Origin of the sequence: Aestuariibacter sp. A3R04 (genome assembly GCF_018860805.1) — a bacterium.
Classification (GTDB): domain Bacteria; phylum Pseudomonadota; class Gammaproteobacteria; order Enterobacterales; family Alteromonadaceae; genus Alteromonas.
Window position 1 is genome coordinate 149,503 of record NZ_JAHKQR010000003.1, and the last position, 25,593, is coordinate 175,095.

At 46.3% G+C, this 25,593-nt stretch carries 25 protein-coding genes; 13 read left to right on the forward strand and 12 right to left on the reverse strand.

The features are described 5' to 3' along the window. Positions 1 to 27: 27 nt before the first annotated feature. Together KO518_RS05530 and KO518_RS05535 are read right to left on the reverse strand one after the other, a co-directional pair. Positions 28 to 1,740, reverse strand: a complete 1,713-nt coding sequence (locus KO518_RS05530) for a sulfatase-like hydrolase/transferase (RefSeq protein ID WP_216024840.1) — start codon at positions 1,738 to 1,740, stop codon at positions 28 to 30. A gap of 241 nt (positions 1,741 to 1,981) precedes the next feature. Next, complete coding sequence (locus KO518_RS05535; RefSeq protein WP_371742254.1) at positions 1,982 to 2,593, reverse strand: GntR family transcriptional regulator; 612 nt, start codon at positions 2,591 to 2,593, stop codon at positions 1,982 to 1,984. Between the two features lie 209 nt (positions 2,594 to 2,802). On the opposite strand from KO518_RS05535, the gene KO518_RS05540 reads away from it, so the two are divergent. After that, complete coding sequence (locus KO518_RS05540) at positions 2,803 to 5,133, forward strand: beta-galactosidase (protein ID WP_216024842.1); 2,331 nt, start codon at positions 2,803 to 2,805, stop codon at positions 5,131 to 5,133. An 89-nt stretch (positions 5,134 to 5,222) separates the two neighbouring features. Next, positions 5,223 to 7,589 carry an alkaline phosphatase D family protein gene (locus KO518_RS05545; protein ID WP_216024843.1) on the forward strand — a complete coding sequence of 789 codons (2,367 nt, stop codon included), beginning with the start codon at positions 5,223 to 5,225 and terminating at the stop codon, positions 7,587 to 7,589. A gap of 162 nt (positions 7,590 to 7,751) precedes the next feature. On the opposite strand, the gene KO518_RS05550 is transcribed toward KO518_RS05545, so the two are convergent. From KO518_RS05550 to KO518_RS05570, 5 genes are all read right to left on the reverse strand, one after another. Then, the gene (locus KO518_RS05550; RefSeq protein ID WP_216024844.1) at positions 7,752 to 9,287 is read right to left on the reverse strand and encodes an alkaline phosphatase D family protein; all 1,536 of its coding nucleotides are present in this window, start codon (positions 9,285 to 9,287) and stop codon (positions 7,752 to 7,754) included. Between the two features lie 9 nt (positions 9,288 to 9,296). Next, on the reverse strand, positions 9,297 to 11,900 hold the full coding sequence (locus KO518_RS05555; RefSeq protein WP_216024845.1) for a TonB-dependent receptor: 2,604 nt from the start codon (positions 11,898 to 11,900) through the stop codon (positions 9,297 to 9,299). A gap of 100 nt (positions 11,901 to 12,000) precedes the next feature. Next, the gene (locus KO518_RS05560; RefSeq protein ID WP_252736028.1) at positions 12,001 to 12,924 is read right to left on the reverse strand and encodes a FecR domain-containing protein; all 924 of its coding nucleotides are present in this window, start codon (positions 12,922 to 12,924) and stop codon (positions 12,001 to 12,003) included. After that, positions 12,911 to 13,483: an RNA polymerase sigma factor gene (locus KO518_RS05565; RefSeq protein WP_216024847.1), complete on the reverse strand. Its 573-nt coding sequence runs from the start codon at positions 13,481 to 13,483 to the stop codon at positions 12,911 to 12,913. Before KO518_RS05565 ends, KO518_RS05560 begins: the two co-directional genes overlap by 14 nt. A gap of 117 nt (positions 13,484 to 13,600) precedes the next feature. Next, complete coding sequence (locus tag KO518_RS05570; protein WP_216024848.1) at positions 13,601 to 14,428, reverse strand: DUF4437 domain-containing protein; 828 nt, start codon at positions 14,426 to 14,428, stop codon at positions 13,601 to 13,603. A gap of 25 nt (positions 14,429 to 14,453) precedes the next feature. On the opposite strand from KO518_RS05570, the gene KO518_RS05575 reads away from it, so the two are divergent. The 9 genes from KO518_RS05575 (at position 14,454) to KO518_RS05615 (ending at position 20,675) form a co-directional block, all read left to right on the forward strand. Next, the gene (locus tag KO518_RS05575) at positions 14,454 to 14,624 is read left to right on the forward strand and encodes a hypothetical protein (RefSeq protein WP_216024849.1); all 171 of its coding nucleotides are present in this window, start codon (positions 14,454 to 14,456) and stop codon (positions 14,622 to 14,624) included. Beyond that, complete coding sequence (locus tag KO518_RS05580; protein ID WP_216024850.1) at positions 14,584 to 15,537, forward strand: LysR family transcriptional regulator; 954 nt, start codon at positions 14,584 to 14,586, stop codon at positions 15,535 to 15,537. Before KO518_RS05575 ends, KO518_RS05580 begins: the two co-directional genes overlap by 41 nt. A gap of 264 nt (positions 15,538 to 15,801) precedes the next feature. Continuing rightward, positions 15,802 to 16,248 carry a hypothetical protein gene (locus KO518_RS05585; RefSeq protein WP_216024851.1) on the forward strand — a complete coding sequence of 149 codons (447 nt, stop codon included), beginning with the start codon at positions 15,802 to 15,804 and terminating at the stop codon, positions 16,246 to 16,248. After that, entirely contained in the window at positions 16,241 to 16,474 is a 234-nt protein-coding gene (locus tag KO518_RS05590) for a hypothetical protein (RefSeq protein WP_216025499.1), read from the forward strand. Before KO518_RS05585 ends, KO518_RS05590 begins: the two co-directional genes overlap by 8 nt. Then, positions 16,465 to 17,838 carry a TrkH family potassium uptake protein gene (locus KO518_RS05595; RefSeq protein ID WP_252735974.1) on the forward strand — a complete coding sequence of 458 codons (1,374 nt, stop codon included), beginning with the start codon at positions 16,465 to 16,467 and terminating at the stop codon, positions 17,836 to 17,838. The genes KO518_RS05590 and KO518_RS05595 overlap by 10 nt, the downstream gene beginning before the upstream one ends. A gap of 426 nt (positions 17,839 to 18,264) precedes the next feature. Then, a complete protein-coding gene (locus KO518_RS05600) occupies positions 18,265 to 18,516 on the forward strand; it encodes a superinfection immunity protein (protein ID WP_216024853.1) in 252 nt (83 codons plus the stop codon). Positions 18,517 to 18,644: 128 nt separating this feature from the next. After that, positions 18,645 to 19,124 (forward strand): cold shock domain-containing protein, encoded by a 480-nt coding sequence (locus KO518_RS05605; RefSeq protein ID WP_216024854.1) that lies wholly within the window; start codon positions 18,645 to 18,647, stop codon positions 19,122 to 19,124. A gap of 114 nt (positions 19,125 to 19,238) precedes the next feature. Next, positions 19,239 to 19,829 carry a bifunctional 2-polyprenyl-6-hydroxyphenol methylase/3-demethylubiquinol 3-O-methyltransferase UbiG gene (locus tag KO518_RS05610; protein ID WP_216024855.1) on the forward strand — a complete coding sequence of 197 codons (591 nt, stop codon included), beginning with the start codon at positions 19,239 to 19,241 and terminating at the stop codon, positions 19,827 to 19,829. 327 nt (positions 19,830 to 20,156) lie between these two features. Continuing rightward, on the forward strand, positions 20,157 to 20,675 hold the full coding sequence (locus KO518_RS05615) for a PEP-CTERM sorting domain-containing protein (protein ID WP_216024856.1): 519 nt from the start codon (positions 20,157 to 20,159) through the stop codon (positions 20,673 to 20,675). Positions 20,676 to 20,942: 267 nt separating this feature from the next. Here KO518_RS05615 and KO518_RS05620 read toward each other — a convergent pair whose 3' ends face one another. Together KO518_RS05620 and KO518_RS05625 are read right to left on the reverse strand one after the other, a co-directional pair. Beyond that, complete coding sequence (locus tag KO518_RS05620) at positions 20,943 to 21,152, reverse strand: helix-turn-helix transcriptional regulator (RefSeq protein WP_216024857.1); 210 nt, start codon at positions 21,150 to 21,152, stop codon at positions 20,943 to 20,945. Positions 21,153 to 21,161: 9 nt separating this feature from the next. Then, positions 21,162 to 21,683 carry a DUF2975 domain-containing protein gene (locus tag KO518_RS05625; RefSeq protein WP_216024858.1) on the reverse strand — a complete coding sequence of 174 codons (522 nt, stop codon included), beginning with the start codon at positions 21,681 to 21,683 and terminating at the stop codon, positions 21,162 to 21,164. A 79-nt stretch (positions 21,684 to 21,762) separates the two neighbouring features. Between KO518_RS05625 and KO518_RS05630 the strand changes: the two genes are divergently transcribed. Together KO518_RS05630 and KO518_RS05635 are read left to right on the forward strand one after the other, a co-directional pair. Further along, complete coding sequence (locus tag KO518_RS05630) at positions 21,763 to 22,119, forward strand: hypothetical protein (protein WP_216024859.1); 357 nt, start codon at positions 21,763 to 21,765, stop codon at positions 22,117 to 22,119. Beyond that, positions 22,112 to 22,327, forward strand: coding sequence for a hypothetical protein (locus tag KO518_RS05635; RefSeq protein WP_252735977.1), 216 nt, complete (start codon positions 22,112 to 22,114; stop codon positions 22,325 to 22,327). Before KO518_RS05630 ends, KO518_RS05635 begins: the two co-directional genes overlap by 8 nt. Positions 22,328 to 22,401: 74 nt before the next feature. Here the strand turns inward: KO518_RS05635 and folE2 are convergent, their stop codons facing one another. The 3 genes from folE2 to KO518_RS05650 form a co-directional block, all read right to left on the reverse strand. After that, positions 22,402 to 23,307, reverse strand: coding sequence for a GTP cyclohydrolase FolE2 (gene folE2, locus KO518_RS05640; RefSeq protein WP_216024860.1), 906 nt, complete (start codon positions 23,305 to 23,307; stop codon positions 22,402 to 22,404). A gap of 163 nt (positions 23,308 to 23,470) precedes the next feature. After that, entirely contained in the window at positions 23,471 to 24,268 is a 798-nt protein-coding gene (locus tag KO518_RS05645) for an alpha/beta hydrolase family protein (RefSeq protein ID WP_216024861.1), read from the reverse strand. Beyond that, the gene (locus tag KO518_RS05650) at positions 24,268 to 25,395 is read right to left on the reverse strand and encodes an alcohol dehydrogenase catalytic domain-containing protein (RefSeq protein ID WP_216024862.1); all 1,128 of its coding nucleotides are present in this window, start codon (positions 25,393 to 25,395) and stop codon (positions 24,268 to 24,270) included. Before KO518_RS05650 ends, KO518_RS05645 begins: the two co-directional genes overlap by 1 nt. Positions 25,396 to 25,593: the final 198 nt, after the last annotated feature.

Here is a 25,593-nt window from a genome sequence, read left to right on the forward strand (position 1 = left end):
AATTTACCTCGTGTAAGTTAACGTGCTTTAGTACGGATCCTGAGGTTTAAGTTTGATAATGTGTTTGTAATCGACAATTTGATTCTCTTTTTTCCACGCTTCAGCGAGTTCAACTAGTTGTGCGACCAGTTTGGGCTTTTCACTGGCGAGATTATTTACTTCACCGGGGTCGCTTTCCAAATCATATAGCTCAATAGCAATGCCAGGCTTTGCCAGGGTTTGCAAATACCAACCCGGTTCTATCAGTAATTTCCAGCGGCCTTTATACAGCACACTTTGTTGTCCTTTATCATTGAAGAAAAGCGCTTCAGGAGGGGGCATTGAGCTACCGTGTAACAGGGGCACAATGCTGCGACCATCTGGTTGTCTTGGCGTATCGCCACGGAATTGGGAGGGGAACTCAGCTTCTGCTACATCGAGAAATGTAGGGAGAAAATCGCCTACCCATACCACATCGTCGGTGACTTGGCCGGCCTTAACGACTTTCGGCCAGTGAATAATGGCGTGGGTGCGCGCGCCGCCTTCCCATAATAAGGCTTTCACACCGGTATAGGGCTGATTCATCAAATCGCCTATATGGGAAGCTGCGCCATTGTCAGAAAGGTAGACAAGCAGGGTATTTTCCAGTTCGCCAGACGCTTTAAGCTGGGCAATAATTCTGCCTACATTTTCGTCGAGTTTTTCCATCATTGCAGCGTGCACAGCCGCTTTCATTCGCACTGCGTCTATCTTTTCTTTGGGCAGTGAGGTCCAGGTGTCACCAGATTGTCTGACAGGAGCCTTTTCAGGAAACATTCCCAATTCAACGAGATGCGCGTGCCGCTCGTCTGCTACCTTTTGGATGTTTGCGTAGCGCTTAAGGTATTTTTGTACCAGAGGCGTCGGGGCCTGAAGAGGCTTATGTGGCGCTCGATATGCCACGTACATAAAGAAAGGCGACGCTTTCTTTGACGCGGCGTCTATCATGGATATTGCTTCGTCGGTGATCCCATCCGTAGCATAAAATGCATTGCCACTTTTCCCGTCACAGGCTGTGTAGTGCTGTTTACCAAAGTCGGTTTCGGCATAACACGTCATGTCATACTTACGATCGTAGCTAAGCTGTGCTTTTTCATTGTTGAAGTAATAGGGTTGTGGTTCTTCCGGACGAAAAAACAAGTTCCCCTGTGCGGCGTGAAACACAAAACTTTCATCAAATCCCCGTTGGGGCGGCAGGGCTAGATAGTCCTGTTGCATCTCTTCGTCTGTGAGTTTCATCTGCTCAGGGTGGGTGGCTTCCCACTGCGCTCGCATGGTCTCTTGATGATCTTTAATGTAGCTGCCACCCAGATGCCACTTACCCGCCATCATCGTGTGATAACCAGCCTCGGAAAGTAATTCAGGAATTATGGGCTGCTCGTACTTGAGTCTTGCTCTGTGCGCAGGAAAAGGCAACTCCCGAACCCAATCTCCCACAACGCCACCACCAAACCCCACATGGGCAGCGTCGACGCCAGATAACAATGACGCGCGGGTAGGGCTGCATCGAGCATTGCTGTAAAAATGTGAGAGTTTTAATCCTTGCGATGCCAGGTTATCTAAATTAGGAGTATCTATTTCGCCACCGAAACTCCCCAAATCGGTATAGCCTGCGTCGTCAGACAAAATAACCACAATGTTGGGTCGGGTTTCGGTTGCGTGGGCACTGAGTATACCTATCAATAACAGTGCGAAGGTAATGGCGATGTTATATTTTTTCATGTATTCCCCTTACGTCACATTGGCCATGCGTCCAAATGTGTTAATGAACGATGCATTTTCCTCATTATAGTAACAATGTTTTTAGTATAATGTTAACAATAAAGTGGTGGCGTAATATGTAAAACCGCTTTTTGTGTGAAGCAGGTGCAAGGTACATCGGCTAATTGAGTCAGGGTGGGGAAAACGACGATGCCCCGGATTCGGGGCGTCGATTTTAGAGCAACAATGGGTCGTATTTCGATTACTTGATATTTTTACGAATAGCTGCAACGGCGGTCTTGACATCGCCTTCTTTAAAGGCGTTAACGATATCGCGGTGTTCTTCTACCAGTTTATCGGAAGTTTTAATACGCTGATAATTCATGCGCATTCTTATCACGATGGGATACCAGAGGTTGAGCAAGTTTTCACCGCCAGCGAGTTCAACAAAATACTGGTGAAACGCGATATCTGCTTTAGTTAGTTCGGTAAACTCTTGCTTTTCGAAATGCTCCTGCATTGTGGCAATAAGTTTATCCATCTCTGCCACTTGCTCTTTGGTTATTCTGCCAACCAACTCTTTTACAGCGAATTCTTCAATTTTTTTGCGTAAATCGATACTTAGTTTCTGTAATTCGGGAGGAAGGGGGCTGTTGACTGAGGCGCCAACATTGTTCTTGCTGATCAATAAGCCTTCTTTTGTGAGTTTAAGGATCACGTCGCGAATGGGGCCACGGGACACGCCGAATCGTTCAGCAAGTTGAATTTCGTTTAACTTGGTATTAGGCGCAAGCTCGCCTGAAATAATATCGGAGCGCAATACATCAGCTATTTGCTCTCGCACCGAAAGTATCTTGGGCTTCATAGGACTCATCGTTTTATTAAAATAAATATTCGATAAATTGTTAACTTTATTTTGTGCAATGTCCAGATTTTTAAAACAATCAGCGGTAATTTACTCAGTTTGAGCGGCCTGTGTGTTGGGAATATAGCAACAATTTGTAAATAGTATTGTTAACAGTTTAATGTTGTCTTAAATGTGGTTATACTCAATTTTATTGTTAATGAAATGTGAGTCAGAAAATGAAAAAAACAGCTATCGCTTTAGCGCTTTCGATGAGTCTTCTGGGATGTCAGCAAGCTCACAATGCTAGCAGTGAAAAAAACACCGTTTCTGAAAAGAAAAATACGCTTGAAAAACAAGTATTAAAGCAAGAAATGCCGCTAATAACCCTATCGGAATCTACGGTTAAAGAAAATGTGGAACTGGCGAGCGCCCAAGTCAATATTATTGATGGGGCCGCTGAAATCACCTTTTTGGGCAAAGAAAATCCTTATGCTGGCATTACCATCAAGCCTGATGAACCCTGGGATTTAAGCCACCTGGACGACTTCAATCTGGCCATGGATATCAAAAACCCGGGCCCGCATCCTGTGCAATTGTTTTTAAACGTCAGTGACATTGATGGTGCGACCTATACGAGAAGTGTGGCCGTACCGGTAGCTGATACCACCACTTTCTACGCAAAGATGCGCGGCCATGACCTTGCCACGCCCAGCGGTGATGTCAATCAAGAGCTCAATTTTCTTTCAGGCTTTCGCTCAAATCCGGAAACATGGGAATCTGATGATGTGCAGTTTATTTCCATGTGGGGTAAGAAAAACCTGAATTTAACCGGCATTACGCAAATCAGCCTGTCGGTTCAGAGCAATTTATTTGACAAATCTATTGTGCTTAGCAATTTGCGACTGCGCCCAAATCCTGAAATGAACAAAGACTTCCTGACAAAGATAGTGGACAAGTACGGTCAGAATGCCAATGTTGAATTTCCCGGTAAAATCCACTCTCAGCAGGAATTAGAACAGACGCGGGAAGAGGAGGCGAAAAAATTAGACAACCAGTTGATGGCGGATCGCTCGCGATTTGGCGGCTATAAAAATGGTCCAAAACTAAAAGCCACAGGGTACTTTAGAACTGAAAAGGTAGATGGCAAATGGGCAATGGTTGACCCAGAAGGCTACCTGTATTTTGCCACAGGGCTGGATATCATTCGGTTGTCAAACACCTCTACTATGACGGGCTATGGCTTCGATGATGAATTGGTTAATTTGGGAGCTGATGGTGTCACTCCGGAAGATTCCAAAGGGTTAAATAGAGTCAATGACGAAGCCATTCCCAGCCGTCATGTGGTTTCAGATGTTCGGGCCAACCTGTTTCAGTGGCTACCTTCTTACGATGAACCTTTGGGTAAATGGTTTGGCTATCGGGGCAGTGCTCACTCCGGTCCGGTGAAAAAAGGCGAAACATTCAGCTTTTATGCGGCTAACCTCGAACGCAAATACGGCAGTGAAGATCCGTTGGAAGCCTGGGAACAAGTGACGCTCAAGCGTATGAAGTATTGGGGGTTTACCTCGTTGGGGAACTGGACAGACCCGCGTTTTTATCAGAATAATCAGGTGCCATACTTTGCCAACGGCTGGATTATCGGCGATTTCAAAACCGTGTCCAGTGGCAACGACTTCTGGGCACCGCTGCCCGATGTTTTCGACCCGGAATTTGCCCGGCGAGCTGATATCACAGCTGCAAATATAGCAGCCCAGGTACAAAACAACCCATGGTGTGTGGGGGTGTTTATCGACAACGAAAAGAGCTTTGGCAGAAGCGAGAGCAATGAAGCGCGATATGGCATTGTGATCCATACCCTCAAACGCGATGGTAAAGCCGTGCCTACCAAGGCTGCATTCACCGCCTTGATGAAGAAAAAGTACGGTGATATAGCAGCGCTTAACCACAAATGGGGCACGGATATTTCATCATGGGAAGCCTTTGACAAAGGCATTGACTCATCTATAAGAAATGACGCTCAGCTGGCCGACTATAGCGAGATGCTGTACCACTATGGAGAACAATATTTCCGCATAGTGGATGACGCGTTAGACAAGCACATGCCCAATCACATGTACTTGGGGGCCCGGTTTCCCGATTGGGGCAAACCCATGGAAATTGTGAAAGCTGCGGCTAAGCATGTGGACGTGATGTCGTATAACGTCTACAAAGAGGGGATCCACCCCAAGTCGTGGGCTTTCCTGGAAGAAATTGATATGCCAAGCATTATCGGTGAATTCCATTTTGGAGCCAGGGATAGCGGCCTGTTCCACCCCGGCTTAATTCAGGCGGCCACGCAAACAGATCGCGCGGAGATGTACAAGGACTACATGCACTCCGTTATCGACAACCCGTATTTTGTGGGGGCGCACTGGTTCCAGTATATGGATTCGCCTATTTCTGGCCGCGCATACGATGGCGAAAATTACAATGTTGGTTTTGTTAACGTTACCGATACGCCGTATGCACCAATGGTTGAGGCGGCGAGGGAGCTAAACAGCACTATGTACTCCCGCAGGTTCGAATAGCCCCATCTGCACGCATTCAACAGCTGAAACCGCAAAACACAACCTTATTAAAGGCCTGCTTTGCAGGCCTTTTTTTCATCGAGGATACTATGACTGACAAACCAGATCTCGTTAAACGGCGCACAGTGAAAATGGCTTTGGCGACAGCGCTTACCGGTACGTTGGGGTGCACCACGAATGCCCCTTCACGTTCTCTTTCTTCAACTGCAGATGAAAAAACAGACGTACCGCAGTTCCACGGCGACTGGAAAGACACCTTTGATGGCCCGTTTTTGGGGCAAGCCTATTGGGCCAATCCTATGGAAGATTGGCAGGTAAAAAACGGCAGGGCGTATTGTGCCAGTCGTTTAGGTGGCAGAAATGTGCATGCGTTGACACATTTTATTGAAGCACCAGAAAAAGGGTTCACTGCCAGCGTACTGGTAACATGCGAAGACAATGCAGAGTTTGTCGGTGGAGCAGGTTTCTTCATCGGTGTGAAAAGTGAAATTGATGAATATCGCAGCAATTGTTTCGCCAATAATGGGTTAGCCGCCGGCATGCGAAAGGGCGCGTTATTTATTGGTTCCAAAACGATTAATATCAGTCATGCTGAAGCGGTTGAGCTTACCCTTAAAAGTGAGAAACAGGGGCAGGGCATTAAACTTACGCTGATTGCCCGGGATGCGGCAACCCAGCGGGTTTTAGCGTCTGTCGAGAAGCCGGAAGCCGCTGAACGTGTTCGCGGGCACCTTGCTCTTGGTGCCAATGTAGACTTTCCGCCAGTTGCTGCCGCAGACGGAGACCATCAGCCATCGGGAAGCGTGTTTAGTTTTTCTGACTGGCGATTTTCAGGGCAGGGAGTCGGGCATGACTCAGGGCGGCAGTTCGGCCCAATTATGTGGGCAATGTATGCCCTTCACAATAATCCGAATGCCGGGTATGAACTGGGTATGACGGTAATCATGGCGCCTTTGGGTGAGTATGATGAAAAAAAGCTGACGTTGGAGATAAAGCAAAACGGTGTATGGCAGCCAATTTCCCACACAATCATTGATACCTTGTCGAGTACGGGAACATTTAAAATAAACGCTTGGGATGGCACAAAGGCGAAGCCTTATCGCATTGTGTATCGTCAGGCGAATAAAAAAGGCACAGTAGAACAAACGTTTGAAGGTGAAATTAAGCCAGAACCAAAGAACAGATCACTTAAAATGGCCTCGTTAACTTGCCAAAACGACTATGCCTTTCCCTATGAGCCGGTTGCCAGCAACGTACTAAAATACAATGCCGATCTTTTGTTTTTTTCGGGTGATCAAATTTACGAAAGCCACGGTGGCTTTGGCATCATTCGTACGCCAGAACGCCCTGCCATGCTCAATTATTTGCGCAAGTTTTATCAATTTGGCTGGGCTTTCAGAGAAGCCATGCGAAGTACGCCTACCATCTGTTTGCCGGACGACCACGATGTACTGCAAGGAAATTTGTGGGGGGAAGGTGGCAAGCCAATGGACAATCTTGGGGAGGATGCCACAGCTTCTATCCTGGGAGGGTATGCAGAGCCTGTTAATGTGGTAAATGCGATTCATCGCACCTGTGTTTCTCATTTGCCCGCTACTTACGATGACGAAGCGAGCCCCTATGGTATTAGCTCCTATTTTACCGTTCTCAATTATGGTGACGTGAGCTTTGCTATTCTGGCAGATCGGCAATGGAAAAGTGCGCCGGATGCTATGGGCATTGTCGTGGGAGAAACGGGGCAAGATGAAGCGCCTGCGTACGTCAACCCCGATTACGACAACGAGAGGCTGCAACTGCTTGGTGAAAAGCAGGAAGCCTTTCTCGAAGTCTGGGCAAAAGACTGGCAAGGCCACGGAATGAAAGCGGTGTTAAGTCAGACGGTGTTTGCCGGTATATCCACCCATCAGCCCAGACCTGACCGTTATCTCAAATACGATTTTGACAGCAGTGGTTGGCCAGCGTCTGCCCGAAACCGAGCCATTCGCATTATGCGCGAATCAAACGCGTTGCACATATGCGGAGATACCCACTTAGGTACGCTGTCTCAATACGGCGTTGAACAACCCCGTGACAGCAACTGGGCGTTTTGCTCCCCAGCCATAGCGGCAGGCTGGCCCAGGTGGTGGCTACCCGATGAATTGGGGCTTCCCCATACAGACCGGCCACAACACGGCATGGAAAACACTGGTAATTACAAAGATGCCTTTGGCAACCATATTTATGTCTATGCGGCGGCGAATCCGCAGGTGGGAGAATCTGACAACCGGTATATCAAAGCTCATGAAAAAGGCAGTGGTTTCGGCACCATTGAGTTTGACACGCAGGCCTCCACATTCAAGGTGACGGCGTTTAAATTTAACGTGGATATTGCAGATCCTACCGAAGACCACACCTATCCGGGTTATCCGGTGACAATAAAAGCGGAGGAAAACCGCGGCCAGAATCATCTGGGGTAGGATATAAACAGGTCGGCGGGTGTAATACGGCGAAAACCTGCCAACCTTTTTAGCAACACTGACACCACGGATGTTCTTGGTTGCTTGTGCAGCACTGTTCGGTGCTATATCGCTTTGCCCCCGCTGTGCTTTATTTCTGGAGGCGGGGGCGCATATCGCGCGTCACGCGCCTTCAGGCGTTAAAGCCTGGCTCCACAGCACGTCACCAGTGCGATTCACGTGCGAAACCGTCAGATGTTTGTTTTGTGCATCAATACTCATTACACCAAAAAATTGAAACCCTGCCGCCGGAGACTGATTTGGCGGCATATCGTCGGGTATGCCTTTAAACACCAGTTCAGGCCCGAATGTGTTATCGAGACGATTCGGGCCAAAGGTGCCGGCGTGAAGGGGGCCGCTGACAAACTCCCAAAACGGTTTGAAATGTTTGAATTGCGCTTTTTCTGGCGAATAATAGTGAGAGGCGCAATAGTGCACGTCGGCGGTAATAAAGTGCACATTTTGAATGTCGTGTTCTTTGATAAAACTCAGCAGCTCTGCTATTTCTGCTTCACGGCCGCTCGCGGGTCCGTCGGTATTGGCAACACCTTCGATGGTTCCATTGTGAAAGTCTGCGACTACAACGCCAATAGGCATGTCTAATGCAATAATTTTCCATACGCCTTTTGCATTGAGCAGAGACGTTTTCAACCAATCCAGTTGTTGAGCGCCCAATATGGATTCTGGTACGTCATCATTTGTTTGGGAAGGCGTTCGGTTTGCGGTGCGATAGCTGCGCATATCCACAAAAAACAAATCCAGTAGCGGGCCTCGGGGGACATGTTGAAACAACTGGCGGTGTGCGGCATCGGGAAGTGGATTACACTCCACCATTGCAGTGCGAGCACGCTGAGCCAGGGTGTTAGCGTCTTTGGTTGTGTAACGTTGATCCTCAATTGTTTGCCCCGGATACCAGTTGTTGCGTACCTCGTGATCGTCCCATAAATAGTAACTGGCAACATTTTGATGAAATGCGGCAAAGTGAGGGTCAAAGTAGTTGTAGTAAAATCGATTTCTAAAATCTTGCGTTGTTTGCGCGACATGATCCACATAGTCTGTATGCCGATTCTGCCACACACTGCCATCAGCGGCTTCTGACTGAGGTAAAATAGGGTTGTCTGCATATATTTGGTCACCACAGTGAACCAGAAAATCGGGCTGATATTGCAACATGGTTTGATAGGTTTTCATGCCGCCATGGGCAGGATCAATACCAAACCCTTGCCCTGCGGTATCGCCTGACCAGCAAAAACGCAGATCTGTAGTGTCAGTATTTGCAGTGCGAAATTGCCCTGATACGCGACCACTTATTTGCGCGCCCGTTTCACTATCACGCATGTGGCAGCGGTAATAATACTGGGTGCCTGGGTCTAACGATGTAAGCGTCGCTTTGCAATTAAAGTCGTTATTAGCGTGCCCATGGCTGCCTGTTGCCGTAACGAATTTGTGAAAGCTCTCCGTCTCACTTACTTCCACAGCAAGGACACCGGCACGACTGGCCCGACACCACACAATGGCGCTGTGTTGGGTAACACTGCCCGCCGCGGGCCCAAACTCAATGGCATTGCGGTACACGAGCGGGTTGTTAGTTTGAGCAAGAGCAACAACGGGTAACCCCGCTGTTGCCAGACTCAATTTAATGAAGTCTCTTCTTATCACAAAGCTTCCTTAGAAAAAGTATTTGGCCCGCAAAGTGACCGTTTGTGGTGCAAGGTATTGATCGCTGGTAAAGCCCAGACCATACGTATCGGTAAAGCGGGTAATGACCGCATCTTCGTCAAATACATTATTCACATTCAGATCAATCTTCCAGTTTTTTTGTGGTGTGTGGTAGGTAACATTGAGGTTTGTCATACTGTACGAAGGAACGCTGTCGCGTTGTGGCGAGTTAAACGCCCGTGCGTAAAACTCTCCGCGGTAAGTGTACTGGCCGGAAAATTCCCATTCGCCACCCATGCTGTCGGTGAGGTAATAAGTCAGCCCCACATTGGCCATGATATCAGGAATTTTGGGCAGCTCGTTTCCTGTCAGATCGATCGCCGTGGCTTCGCGGGCAGCATTAATTTCTTCGCTACTGGCGCCGGAAATAATAAGTCCCACACTTTGGTTTTCCGCTTCGGCACGGTCGATGGCATCGCGGCCCTTGGTAATTTCAGATTCCATGGCACTTAACGACAAGGTGAGTGACAAGGATTCAGTGAGCCAGGTGTCTGATTCTACTTCAATGCCGTAAATTTCGGCTTCCGGTAAGTTAGATGCGCCTGATGCAAAACGGCCAATGCCACTGGATTCAAACAGATAATCTTTGTAATCGTAGTAGAATGCGGCAAGATTTAACCGGGTGCGTTTATTGAACAGTTCTGCTTTGTTACCCACTTCATAGGCCGTTACTTCTTCCTGGTCGAAGACTTCCGGGAAAAAGCGTGTATCGGCGCTACTATTTGAACCTGCCGGCTTAACACCGGTGGCAATAGAAACGTAACTCATCACATCATCGTTCCACGTATATTCCAGCGCGACCTTGCCGGTAACATTGTCGGTTTCATTGGCCGGGGTGCTGGTGATTGGCGAGCGGGTAGGCACGCAGTTTAAACTGCAGCGTTCATCTTCAAACTTATTCTTGGTAAACCGCAAGCCCGCCGTTGCCGCCAGCTGCGCGGTTAGCGGGTAGGTAAACTGGCCAAACAGAGCGTAGGAATTAAAGTTGCGATAATCTGAGTTGATAAAATCGATATCGGCATTGTTAGCGAATACGTTGGGCCCGGCAATGGTTTCGTTCACCGGGTCACCGTCCCGATCTGCATCAAAGAAATTACTGGTATTACTGAAAATTTCTGTATCCAAAAAGAAAGCACCTACTACCCATTTCAGACCTTCGGCGTTCGGTGCTGAGGTGAGGTTAATTTCGGCTGTATACGAGTGATCCAGTTGAGATAAGTTTCCTACAAACTGAGGTATAGGCGCTTCTCCCAGTAAATCTAATTCCCCTACCAGCGGAAGTGGCGCAGGATCGTTGGCGGTGAGTGATGATCTGTCGAAATCAAATTTACGGCGCATGTGGTATCGCTGCTTACTCAAAATCATACTCAACGCACTTTCCGGAAATGCCCAGTTGAGGTGAAAGCTACTGAGCTGCGTATTGAGTCGGTAAAACTCAGGCGTGTCGTGGTAAACCACGCGCGGGTCGTCTGAGATGGTATCGAACCCACCTTTGAGTGCTGGCCCGTGGGTGTCACTGGAAAACACCTGATGCTGAAAAAGCAAGTCGATGTCATCCGATGGTTGCCAGCTGATTTGCGCCTTAATGGTTTGGTTGTCTACGTCGTCCAGATCATAGTTCTCGATAGCTTTGTTTTCAGTATATCCGTCTCGTTGACGATGTGAGGCTGTAATGCGAAATGCGAGCTCGTTGTTTACCGGCACATTGATCATGCCTTTTACTTCTTGCTGAGAATAGGAACCGGCTGCCGCGCTCACTGAACCAAACAATTCATCGTGTACCGGTTTGTGAGACACAAGGTTAATGGCACCGCCGGTGGAACTGTTTCCGTATAGGGTGCCATCTGGCCCCCGTGTCATCTCTACTCTGCTCACATCAGACATATCTGCAAGCAGGGCGTAATCATTGGCCATGAAAACGCCATCGACGTGAAAAGCCACAGCCTGTTTAGTGCCCGCGTTATCCGGGATTTCGTTGCCGATCCCGCGTATGGACACAGTAGGACGATACCCTTGTACACTGGTCATTACCAATCCAGGCAACTTTCCGGACAGGTCAAACACACTGTTCACATTCATTTTTTCGAGGTTTTCCCCATTTACTGCCGATATTGCCGCGGCCACCTGTTGCAAGTTCTGTGAGGTTTTTTGCGCAGTGATGACAATTTCCTCGATTTGCCCCAGTGTTATGGAGGGCTCAGTTGACGGCGTTTTGCTCAGCGTTTCCCGTGATTCAATATTCGTTTGCGCAGAAGGCTTGGCTTGAATAACATAAGAGCCCTTGCCATCTTTAACGGCTTCTAATTGCGTATCAGACAACATGGTCGCCAGCGCTTTTTCTACGGGGAGAGCGGCAGATACCTGTGGGACTTTGATGGCATCGCTGTTTGTCACCGTAGTGAGAATAACCACCTCGTACTGAGCAGATAGGCGGCTAATGGCATCTGTCAGTGTTAACGTGTTGGCGGACTGAGCGAAAACGCATTGTGAGCCGGAACTTAACGCGAGGCCCAAAGCCAGGTAAACAGGGGTATAGCGAGTGTGAGTAAACATAGGTTGTTCCATTTTTAAGTAGTCAAAACAAGTGCTACTTACCTAACGTTTCTGCGGCGCGTTTTTTTCATCATTCATCAAAGCTTCATAAAAACTTCACTTAAAAAATGACGATTTCGGCAGTGTATGTACTCACTTCAAACCCGTATTGATAAGCCAGGCTTTCCAGTAACTGCATACTTTGTTCGCCGGAAAAGGCGACGGTTACTTCAAGGGTTTTCAGTGATGGTGTGACAATACGCACTGGCGTGGAGGAATAGCGGTTAATGACGGAAACCACATCTTCCAGCGTGTTTCGTGAAAAGGTAAAGCGCTGTTGTTTCCATTGGGCAAAAAAGTGCGGGTCGACCGATACAACCTTGCTCATCTTGTTCTTGCTCAGTACCACTTTTTGGCCCGGAGTGAGATTAACATTCCGATTTTGTTTTGATACCGCTACTTCCCCGTGACCCACGGTAATACTGGTTTGTTGCGGTCTTTTTTGAACGTCAAATTGGGTGCCAAGAACCGTGATCCGCGCATCGTCGATGTGAGTCACGAAAGGTCGCTGGGGGTTGCGCGCGATATCAAACAACGCATCCCCCTTAATGATTCGAGTATTTCGCTGCTCGTTGTCGAACCACACACTGACCTTACTGTCTGCGCCCAACGTGACCGAGGAATTATCGGCAAGAACGAAGGTTTTTACTTGTCCTATGGATGTGGTCAGTAGCCACTCGTTTTGCTGTTGATGAACGGGCATAAATTGTAAAAATACGACGAGTAGTGCCATCAAGACAACAGCGGCTGCAGCAAACGCCTTATACTTTGTGGTTTTGTGACAAGAAGGCGCGAGCTGATCAGATGACAGCAACGACGTCGAGTAGCGGGTCATGCGCCATAGTGTTTCTGCTTCCCGAAATGCCTGGGCATGAAGAGGAGACACCTTGAGCCATTGTTTAAATTCATCAATGTCTGTATGGGAAGCCGCTCCACTGTGGAGGATAACCAACCATTTATTGGCTTGTTGTTCAATTTCTGTCATCACGGGACTTCTTTTTTCGCGGTGTTGGGCTGGGAATGCCGTTTTCCCAGTTTCTAATGGCTTGTTGTAAAATCTTGTTTACCGCTTCCAGCGTGCGGCAAATATCTGATATTGAGTACCCGGTACTTTGCGATATTTGTTGATAGGTTTCACCCTGAATGCGGTTTGCTTTAACGATCTGCAGTTGCTTGTCAGTTAAGGTTTTCAATGCGCTATCAATGATGGCCAGTTTTTCACTTTGCAATGTCACGTCTTCAGATGAATTTGCACCAATAGGCGCAAGGGCCAGGTCGCTGAATATCTCATCGATAAAGCCATCGTAACGTATTTGAGAGCGATATTGGTCGATGTAGAGGTTTTTGGCCAGAGTGTACAAATATCCTTGGGGGTTCTCTATTGGTTTAGTGGCGACTTGCTGGCTGTATTTAATGAAGGCCAGCTGGGTTATATCTTCCGGATCAGGCGGCCCTTCGCCAAAGTTGGCCCTTAATTTCTGGCATAGGGTTTTCCAGTAACTTCGATAAAGCGCAGAGAAAAAGACGGCTTCCACAACGTACATTCTTGTAATTCATACCTGGAAGCACAATAGAGGGAAATGATGACATTATTACTACTGTGTTATTCGGATAAGCAGAGTGAACTCCTCTGGCGCGTACCAGAGGAGCCTGTGGGAATGTTAGTTTTTCACCTGATACGGCGAAGAAGTGCGAATAAATACAATGCTTTCACCATCAGCAACGTTGCGGATGTTGTGAGTTGTGTCGCCCGAGGCTTCAATGAAACTGGCGGCTTGTAACAAGGTTGGTTTGGATGCATTTTCATCTAAGTAGGCAAGTTTGCCGCTAATGACCACTGCTTTGAATTCGTCAGCATCAGATACGATGGAACCGCTAAAGCCTTCTGGCAGTTTAATCATAGAACCGTATACCGCGTTGGTATCGCCCCACAAATAGGTCGCTGACACGCCATTCGCGGAAATGGACGCGACATCACTATCGTGTAGCCAAACCATGTTGTCTGCGTGGATATTAATGGGACGCTCGCCGTTGTCGAAGTGCTCTTTTGATGGTTGCACAAGATAGGGGCCTTTATCGATTTCCAAGTAAATAAGGTTGTTTTTGTCATTTGCTGCGGTTGTGTGGTTTTCACCGGCAGGTTGCGTCCAGAAAGAGCCTGTGGGCATCCACATTTTGGCGGCATCTGGATCGTCGTTATGCATTTCACCTTCAATAACAATACCGCGGTAGGTGACGTTGTGGATATGAGGTGGCGATTCAAAGCCTTTGTTAAAACGCACTAACATGCCAGTTGCGGTATCTTTGGTTCTGTCGCCCCACAAATCTGCGGCACCCGGGCTTTTATCTCCCCGAGCCGGGTTTAAATAGCCCCACTTAACTTCTTCCGCAGTCACGATGTTCGTTTCAGCTTGTGCACTGGCGATAACGCCCGCGTTGATTAGCACAAGCGATACAAATGCTAATGTGGTGATTTTGTGTTTCATCATTGCCTCCTAAAAGGTGATAGTTAACTTGCCTTTATTTGATGTTGTACAGTTTATTTGTTTTGAAAAACACGATAAACGGGCAAAACCTGAAAATACTTTCCCGAAAACGTGGATAATAGAAGTGATCCTTTTAGGTTTTTCTCCGTGGTGGGCTAATGAAAACAGAAGATTTACAGGTATTGGTGAAAGTGGCTGAGGTGAATTCCATTACCACTGCAGCGAACAAACTCGATATGAGTTCGTCGGCAGCGAGTATGGCCATTAAGCGAATAGAAGCGCAGCTTGGCGTTTCGTTGTTCGTACGAAGTACAAGGAAAATACGTCTTACACCAGAAGGTGAAAGCTATTTGCCCATGGCAAAACGAGCACTGGATACACTACAACAAGGCCTGGCGATGGTAACAGAGGAAAACCAGTGTATTCACGGTGAACTCAGAATGGCCATGTCTTCTGAGATGGGGCGAAACTTAATGCGGGAATTGCTCAACCGGGTTATTGAAACGCACCCTGACTTATCACTGCGGTTACACGTGAGCGATAGCCGCGTAGATTTTTACCGCGATGGCGTTGACGTGGCCTTGCGGGCCATGACAAAAGATGCCGTAAAGGAATCACCCATGTATGGCTTTAAAATTTGCAACATTCCGCATGTTATCTGTGCCTCGCCCACTTACCTGAACAATCACGGTGCCCCGGACAATCCGGATGATTTACGCCATCACAATGCCTTGCTATACAAACTGTACGACCAAACCCACGTTGTATGGGAACTGTTACACAAGGGAAAATCACTCAAAGTAAAAGTAAAAGTAAACAGTAACCGCGCGGTAAATGACGGAGATATCGTGCGCAGGTGGTGTGTTGATGGCGTCGGCGTCGCCAAAAAATCTGCTATTGATGTGGGAGACGATTTGCTGGCAGGGCGACTGCAGCGACTACTATCGCAATATACTATACCGTTAACGGAAATGTGGTTGATGCTGCCAAGCCGGCAGTTGATCACACCGGCCGTTAGACTTGTTCGCGATGAATTAACCTCAGCCATCAGTGAGCGGCGCGAAAAACTCATAGACGCAGGGATATTGGATAAAACTGAATGGCCGGAATAGGGCAGGGGACGTGAGCGTCGGTATGTTTTTTTCGTATTTTTTGAGCGTGTTAGTGAGAGGCTGTCTAAGTTTATATCAGTGAGCTACAATAGGATTGTTTGTTTTCACATGATAAGTGCACGAATTAGAGTGGCTGCACTGAGTGAAATAGAATGAAAACGCTGAGTGCAAACGACAAGTACAGTTACGTGTTTGTTTTGGCTTTTTTATGAAATGCGTGGAATACACCCCGCTGCCCTTTGTTTGTGATATTAATGGGGAAAGATGCGTACCTCAAATAACAAGTATTTATTGGCTGCGGCAATATGTTGTTTTGCTGCTGCACTTGCTCATCTTGGCTGTATTGTTTTTGGCGGCGATTGGTATCGTTTCTTTGGTGCAGGTGAGCCGATGGCCCAGATGGCGGAGCAAGGGCTTTGGTACCCAACAATCGTTACCATTGTTATCGTATTGGTACTTCTGGTCTGGGCGTTTTACGGTCTGTCGGGCGCAGGGGCAATTAAACGTTTGCCGCATACAAAATTGGCGCTAATTCTCATTGCCAGTATTTTTTTAATTCGTGGCGTTTCCTTCGCAGGGTTAATGTCAATGTTCCCGGAAAACAGTCTGACGTTTTGGGTTATTAGTTCTAGTATATGTCTGTTTATCGGCGGTCTGTTTGCCATAGGTTCATGGCAGCAGTGGGCAGTTTTAGGCGCAAAAAATGTTTAACAATACGCTTCATCGGCTTGCGGTGAACGCTTGGGCGTCAACCCGCTGTGCGCCTGCCCAAAATATAAAGAAGGTGCTTTCTGAGTTGGCTCGGCAAGGTGTAGTCAATATTCGAGAGGCATATGGAAACTGGAAAAATCAGAATTTGAAGCCGTGGAAAGGTGTGTCTGCGACCAGTTGGCAGTGCCTTCACAACGAATGTTGTTGCGTAGCAGTATGGCTTTGAGTTGGTATTTGGCTTCTTTTAAGTCCTTCATTATGGAGTTAACATTAGTGTCGTCTTTGCGTGTTTTAGAAACTATAAACCCTGCCAAAATTCTATTACTTGGCTATGCAAGTTATGTTGTTTTAGGGTGGATCTTTTTAAGTCTTCCCGTTAGCCAAAATGTACCTGTAAGTAATATAGACAATTTATTTACTGCCACTTCGGCAGTATCCACTACAGGACTAGTCACAGTAGATCCCAGCTTAAGTTACAGTTTTTTTGGGGAGCTGGTTATTCTGTTGCTAATTCAGATTGGTGGCATTGGATACATGACATTTGGTTCATTTGTTATTCTTTCTACACGGCACAAAATGTCGTCTTTTCGCACAAGATTAACCAAAAGTGCTTTCTCGTTGCCTAGTGATTTTGAAATCGGTCGATTTATCAAAATGGTAGTGATATTCACTCTTGTTTGCGAAGCGATAGGTGCAGTCGGGCTTTATTTGATTTTTCTTAGCCATGGCGTTGATGATGCCATCTGGAATGCGATTTTTCATAGTGTCTCCGCTTTTTGTACAGCCGGCTTTAGCCTAAACAGTAATAGCCTAATGGAATTCGTTGACAATCCAATGCTGAATTTTGTTGTCGCGGCTTTGGCATATACTGGCGCTATCGGTTTTATCGTCGCCACTGATATATGGCAGAGATTAACGGGTAGGCAGAAATTTTTGCATTTCACCACAAAAATTATTTTAGAAGTGACGATATGGTTCGCCTTGGTAGGTACCATTTTGTTTTTTATTATTGAGCCTTCTATTCAGCAGATGCCACCTTGGCAGCGCCTAATGGCCTCTTTTTTTCAAGTTATGACAGCCAGTACCACAGTTGGATTTAATACCATTGATATTGGTGGACTTTCTGCCTCGATCATCATGCTCATGTATGTTTTTATGATTTTTGGAGCATCGCCTTCTGGCACCGGAGGAGGGTTAAAGTCGACCACTTTGGCAGCATTATTGGGGCTTATTAAAAGTACGCTAAAGCGGCGGGAGACTGTCCGCGTTCACAAGCGCGAACTCTCTTCCGAACGTTTGCAAATTGCTACTGCAAGTTTCGCATTTTACATGGTAGTGCTCACAGGCGCGATGATACTTTTGTTAGCTTTGGAAAGCGCTACATTTGAAATCATTTTGTTTGAAGCTATATCTGCCCTAGGCACAGTTGGGTTAAGCATGGGACTAACTGGAGATTTAACCGTTCTCGGTAAGTTGATCATTATTTTACTGATGTTGATGGGGAGGGTTGGCATTCTCACTTTTGGTATTGCAATGGCGATGCATGATGAAAGTCGGGAAGAAGAAGACGACGACGACCTTGTGGTATAAACCATTGTTTCCTCGAGATCTTACTGGTACAGAAGTGGTGAAGTTTGAATGGAAAATACAGCTGTCAAAGACCTTAGAGGCAACGATGTGCAAGCATTTTTAGAATGTTGAGTAAATCTAAATATAACAAAGTTGTTGTCGAACTTTTTTCAGCTGCACTGCAAAACAGCCGCCAGTTCACTCAAGCGGCAACTACAAGCACTGGGAGAGCTCTTATAATTCAGGCACTCCGGTAACGTGAACCCCCAGGATGTAATGTCACGCTGCCAATTATGCTTGTGCGCTATGATTCCATCACGCTACTGTGCCGAAAATATCTTGACCGGTTCTGTAATAAATTCCCTGGATTTATGACTATTAGCTTTGACAATCAGATTGTTTTGTCAATTTCATAAAATAAGTAGTTACTATCTTGGGGAGAATAAAATGGAATACATCGATGGCGTTTTGGCAAGTGACAACTACGCATTTATAGGTTTTGTATTCGTTGGGGTCTTTATCCTCTGGTTTCTTCCTGCGTTACTTGCCTTGGCTTTTAATAGAAAACACTTCAAATATATATTGCTTGCTTGTATTCCCGCGGGCTTTTCTCTAATTGCATGGGGAGGCGTAATGGTCTGGGCTACCACTGGTAAAGCAATTGGTAAATATGCAAATAAAGCGAGTAGTGAGAATTAACTGGAAACTATAGCCCCTGACTTCACTTTTCCAGCGGACATTAGTTACTCGCACTGTCACTGAATTCCCTTTAATATAGAAATGGGGCGTTGGGCGCAGGCGTTAAGTTGATATTTCTGGAGAAACGAGTGCAAGGAAGGATAGTTCGTTGGAATGATAATCGGGGATTCGGTTTTATTTCCGCGAAAGATGCAAAAGGTGACGTCTTTGTTCATATCTCTCAATTCAAGAAGGGATATCGACGGCCAAGAGTGGGTGATTCAGTCCTATTTCAGGTGGTAGTGGAGAAGGGTAAGCAGAGTGCCAGATCCGTTTCTCTGGTTGGCGTGCAACCTAATCCACAAAAGAAGCTGTCATTTCCTTTTATGTTGCTGTGTTTCCTATTGCTAATGGTTATTGGGTATGGCGTTTATGCGCTTGTCATTAAACCTAAACTGTATCCTGCTTATGAAAACATGGATTTTAGATGTGAGGGGAAAACACATTGTAGTCAAATGACATCTTGTGATGAAGCCAGGTTTTATTTGGCTAATTGCCCAAGCGTTAAAATTGATGGGGATAATGATGGCGAGCCTTGCGAAAGGCAGTTATGTAATAGCAGTTGGTAAATTAACTTAACTTATCAAATGCCATCAATTGGACGCTTTACTCTTGACCTAAAGTTAACTTGAAGTTGTATCATTGTCCCACGAAAACGACGCAAAGATAAAAAGGCTTATCAAATGTGGGATGAAAGATATAAATCTGAGGGTTATGCCTATGGCACGTTACCCAATGATTTTTTGGTGGAGTACAAAGACTCCTTACCCAAGGGTAAGATTCTAAGTCTAGCTGAAGGAGAAGGGCGAAACGCTGTATTTCTGGCGAAACAAGGCTATGCAGTTACAGCGGTTGATAGCTCAGCCGTTGGTTTAGAAAAAGCGCTAGATCTTGCCTCAGTTGCTAATGTTTCAATCGAATGCGTGCATGCCGATCTTTTGGATTTTGATTTTGGTGAAAATTGCTGGGATGGCGTTATATCAATATTTTGCCCGCTGCCCTCAGAGGTTCGCAAGGCTGTCCATAAGAAAGTTGAAATTGGGTTAAGGGCTGGCGGTGTCTTTTTAACGGAATCTTATACGCCTGACCAGCCAAAATACGGAACCGGCGGGGGTGATTGTATTGATACTATGCAATCGAAAGCATCGCTTATTCAAGAATTTCCACATTTGCAATTTAGTCATTTGGCAGAGGTTGAAAGGCGTATTATTGAAGGTGTTTATCACACGGGTCTCGCTTCCGTTGTTCAGGCAATCGGTTATAAGAAAACCTAGCTGCAACGTTCAACATCTTGACTATAAAGATTGCCATATTTCTGAGCGTACAAGGCTTTCAGCGCGCTCTTTTACATTGGCTACCAAAAGGCGATGTCTTTTTTTGCGACCATGCTTAACGCCGCTAGTCACCTTCCACCACGCCTACAGAGCAGCAACGGGTCAGGATAATTTGATGTGCTATCGTCAGTTATTTTTACAGTTTTATTTTCCTTATTTATAAGTGGCTGAAATTTAAGTGTTTTAATAATGGTGTAATATGTGCTTATTTTTTGGTCATCAGTAACTAGTTGGTATGTAGTTAAACTAAACAACCTTGGAATATTTATGAAAACACTAAGATTTTTCTCTCTGACTATTGTTTTGTTTTTGGTCACTAGCGTTGCAAATGCTGCTCTAATTAGATTTAACGCAACCGGAGTGGCCGGGGTTTCTGGTTTTGTAGAAATCGATGACAGTTTATTTGATGGAACTAGTTCGCAATTTGTTTCCAATTCTTTTTTCACTGATCTAAGCCTAGACGTGTTTGGCGAGCTATTTTCATTGGCAGACGTAGTAACAACAGACAACACTATTTTTGATTCAACCGGTACGATACCTGTAATCGTCAATGGTGCCGGTAATCTGGCAGACAATGGTATGACAGCCATCGCCTTTTTCCCTGATGGTTTTGATGGTACAGCGTTCGATGGTGACGCGTCACTAGCGACTGGAGCAAGTGGAAGTTTAGCTGATTCGGATTTCTTTGCCGTAAAATGGGAAGTTGCTACAGAGGTACCAGAACCAAGTGCATTTTTGTTGTTTAGCGCAGGGTTGCTATTTCTTGTAAGAAGAAAAATAAAATAGAAAGAGCCTTATGTGATGCATTGAAAAACCAGCATTTAGCTGGTTTTTTATACTCTAATATTGCGTAATTTAAGATATTACTTAAAAGTGACTAGTCTAAAGTTTCCGGTCATCCCACCTAAAGCTTACTGGGGCAGGTAAAGTTTTTGAAAACATTGCGCGCCGTTCGTTAGAAAGCCTGCTCTTAGTTACAGTATCACAGAGGCTATGGTGTCAATTATTAATTTATAAGCCTTTGCACACAGCGTTCGCATATTGGAATGCCGTTCATTCATCCGAAATATATTCCAAGATATCGCCTGGCTGGCATGCTAAAACCTGGCAAATTTGCGCTAGCGTTGAAAAGCGCACTCCCTTAACTTTACCGGTACGCAGCAACGACAAGTTTTGTTCTGTAATACCGATTTCCGCAGCCAGATCTTTCCCGCGAATTTTGCGTTTGGCAAGCATAACATCCAGGTTGACGACAATAGGCATTAGTACCCCCTAGATGAACTGCTTGTTTTCTTTTTCCAACGTATTGGCGCTGACCAGTAGATCACTCATGACCCACAAAATCATAGCAAGTGCGATTACTTTAATTTCATCACTGCCCAAAGAAATAGAGAGCATCTTCTGGCCGGCAGGATGATTCATGGATAGCAGTATGCTAGCAAGAGAGAAGTGCAATGGCTTGGCAAGCGCCTGTACAAACAAAAAAACTGAAAACAGTCGCAGGTCGCGACTATTGCTGTGATCAAAAAGCGCTCCTCTAGCGAAATTGGCGAAGGCACGGCGTAAGAAGTAGAGCCCGGCCAAGCCAGTTGCTACATAAAGTAGGGTTAACAACCACAGACTGTACCACTGCATGTTAGAGACGGTCTGCCATTGTATTGGTAGGTTCAGGCTACTTTTAGCCATGGTAGCAAATAGGTCGATATCGAAAAGGAAATACAAGCCGGCTAGAGGAATTGCAATAAGTAGCGCTATACATCCGAAAGCTATCAACTGTGCAAATTGGCGAGTCATACGATAAATCTCTATTGACATGATTGTTATGCGATCATAAATTATCGTTTAACAATAATTTTGTCAAGAGGTTGATTCCATGAATATTCGCTTACTCTCCGTCGCCGTTGTTGTTTTTTTACTATTTCACTATGTGCCCAGTGCCAACGCGCTGACGATGAAGCAGTTTTCTGATATTTGCCATTCATCTGCCGAACAATGCAGTGATCATCCGGTTCTTCAGGCCTACATTGGCGGTGCGCTGGACTTACTGGCCACGCTCGACGAACGAACAGAGTATTTGGAAAAGGTGTATTGCAAGGAGCCAAAAGCACTATTTGATGTGCCAACGATTATTCGTTTTATGGTGCAGCGGAGCGACCAGTATGCTAGTGATAATGCCATGCTGGTGTTAGTACGCTACTTTGAAGAGCGCGGCGGCTGTGATTATGAGTAAAGTACGCTTATGCATAATCATGGTCATGTTTAGCACCACAGGTTGCAGCAACAAAGCGATATACGACAACATTCGGTTATATCAGCGAAACGAGTGCCTTAAGGAACCGCCTCCCGGCTATTACGAGTGTATTGAGGGTACCAAAAAGACCTATGAGGAGTATGAGCGCGAGCGCAAGGCATTGCTGGAGAAAGCAAGTACTACTTGAGTTTCTGTGGAGTAGTTGCCATTGCGCACATTGGTTGCGTCATTTTGGGCGGGCTGCAAGTATTATGGTTTCTGTTAGTTACAGAAACCACTAACCATTGCCACCGCATTGTGAGCATGCAAACTTTCCTGATGTTCAACTTTACACCAGTATTGTTTCACAAAAGGCTGTTTTTCCAGGTTGCTCTTTAGGCGTCTTGCCGCGTCTTCACAGAACATTAAGTTTGTAGCGTTTAGTCTGGCAAATTCTTGCTCATCCACCCGTTTAACCGCCGTTTGAACTGGGGTTGCTATAACGTTTTCAAGGGTAAATATCAGTTCTGCTAAATCTGGCCACGGCCCGTCGTTTAACGTAAGTGTGATATACGCATAGGAGCGTTGACTGTGTGGTGTTGCAACCGATCCCGCTGATGATTCTATCCACGCTAATAGCGATGTTTTATCAATATGCGTACCTTCAAACGTGCAATTGATGGCTTCGGCATAAAGCTGACGAGACAACGAGGCCGAGCAAGGACAGGTGCTGGAATAGGGAATTGTCAGTGCAATCTGGAAGTCGGGGCCATGAGCGAGTTTCTGAGCCGTTATTTTCACGGGGTAGGCTTGATAGCCCTGCTGGTCACTGAGCAACGCCGGTTTAGCTAACAGTAAGTCAAAGTGCAATTCTATTTTGGCTTGGTTACTTATGCTTTGCTGAGAGTGAATAATTTGGGTTAAGAGTTTTTTCAGATGTGCCCGGGTGCATGGTAAAGCCGGTTGTTTATTAACCAGTGCATACAACCGAGACATGTGAATACCTTTGGCGTTTGGATCGTCCAAACTCACATATACGTTTGCTTTGGCGGTGATAATTTGAGAAACGCTATGGGTACTTTCAAGTGTAAGGGGGACGGCAATGTTGTCCATACCGACCCACTGAATAGTTGCGGGCTTATCGGCTGCAATGTCGGATGTGATATCCGGTAACGTTCGCTGTAGCAAACTGATCTCCTAAATAAGGTTTCGGTTTTCCTCTGATAGCCAGTAGGGCCAGTATTGGCTTTTAAATGTTATAACATAACGTTATTTTGTTTTCATACCCGTGAAGCGGAAATTCAGTTAAGTGTATAAGTTCTGGGGCCAATTGCCTTGGATTGTATAGGCGCTAACGTTTTTCCAGATGGTCAAAAAACCACAACGTTTTCTCGATATTGCGATGCCAGTATGGCCATTCATGGCCACCGTCCAGCCAAGTATGGTCTGCCTCTATACCACGTTCTTTAAGTTCATGAATAAGCGTTTGGTTGCTAGTAAAGAGTTCATCCTGTTTTCCGCAATCTAACCGCAAGGGTGGCATCACCTGGAAGTGTTTTTCAAACCAGTAAACCAAATTGGACTCGTTTTTTTCCAAACATTCATAGCGGCTGGTGGGGTAACTGACAAAATGAGAAAAATCATCAAGGCAGGTAATGGAGGAATGGGCAGAGATACCTTTATAAAGGGCGGGGTGCTTGGCACCTAAGCGTAAAGCGCCGTAACCTCCCATGGATAACCCGGTAATATACCAGCTACTTTTATCGGTTACTGCAGATACGGTGTCAGTGACAGCGGCTCTTACATCATCAGTTATCCAGGCTTCGTAGTTGCCGTGTTCACCTAAAGGCAGGTAGCCAGACCCATCCCACAAGCCTCCATCAGAAGGCATGACTAATACAAACTCCGTCAACCCTTGCTGGCGCAGAGATTCGTACACGTGGTGAACGCCGCCTAAGTGCATCCATACCCAGTTGTTGCCGTAAACACCGTGTAACAACATCACTACCGGCAAATTGGTACCCGTTGCGTGAGCGTTGTAGATACTAATATCCTGGCGACCATTCAGGTTGTCGGAATGCACAGTTACCAGCTGCAATTTTTCAGGGGTATAAGCGGGGTTCGACACTTCCAGGCGCAGAATACTCATTAGTTGCTCGCCTTGTCATAACCGGGCATCATCACCACGCCTTTGGCAACGCGGCCGTTAATTAAGTCGTCCAAGCCGGTGGCAATGTCCTCCAGGCTATAGGTTTTTGTTACCAGTTCATCAAGCTTCAGAGCTCCTGTATCGTACAGGCGCAGTAACTTGGTAAAATCCCGTTCAGGGTTACACATCCCGTAAAGCGGGTTGATGTAAATTTTATCCCACTCGAACAATTCGCAGTTAAAATCAATGCGCTGCTCGATACCACTTACCTGAACGGCCGTGCCAGCACTGCGAACCAGTGCTAAAGGAGCAGATCCCAACGCAGGAATGGCCGTACACTCAAAGGCGTAATCTGCGCTCCGACCACCACATATTTCACGTACTTTTTCTGCCACATTGGCAAAGTCCACATCGTCTTTTTCAGCAATGATACCGTGGGTTGCACCAAACTGCTTTGCTTGTTCCAGACGTTCATCGTTAATATCAATAGCGATAATAATGGCGGCACCGGAGTGCTTCGCACCCTGAATACAGTTGAGTCCTACACCACCGCAGCCGATAATGCAGGCCGATGATCCTGCATCCACCTTCGCAGCATTTACCGCAGATCCCCACCCGGTCATTACGCCACAGCCCACAATGGAGGCTGACGAATAGGGTATGTCTGAGTTAATCACCACAACCGCTTCTTTTTTCACCACAGTGTATTCACTGAGCGTACCTAAGTGAAACGACCGCTCGATGGGTTTATCTGCTCGCTTGCTGGATTCGATGTGTGCGTGACCATCAAGACCACAGCCACATACCGGCGAATTCACCTCGCAGATATGTAAGTTACCTTCGCGGCACTGGAAGCATTCTCCACAGGGAATGGCCCAGTTTAAAATCACCTTATCGCCTTTATTGATGCCGGTCACGCCTTCACCCACGGCTTCAACAATACCTGCGCCCTCGTGGCCCACAATAAATGCTTTGTTCCAGTTTTGGATAGAATCCCAGTCGGTGTGGCAGAGCCCTGCGGCGACTATCTTTACCAGCACTTCACCTGCACCGGGGGGACCCACTTGTACCGTTTCTACACTTATATTGCCTTTGCCATCGGAGATAACAGATTTTGATGCGATCATGGGAATGCTTCGTAATATTAACAAGATGTTAATTATTGAATCACAGCGCTCGCCGTGCTTCTGTCAAATAAACGCGATTAAGTATCAAAAATCCACCCTTATTACGGGAAATGTTATTTTTTTGTTTCAATGAGTGCTCGTTTTCTGTTTATATTGTATTTAATGTCATTAAATACTCATTTGACGGTGGTGATGTAG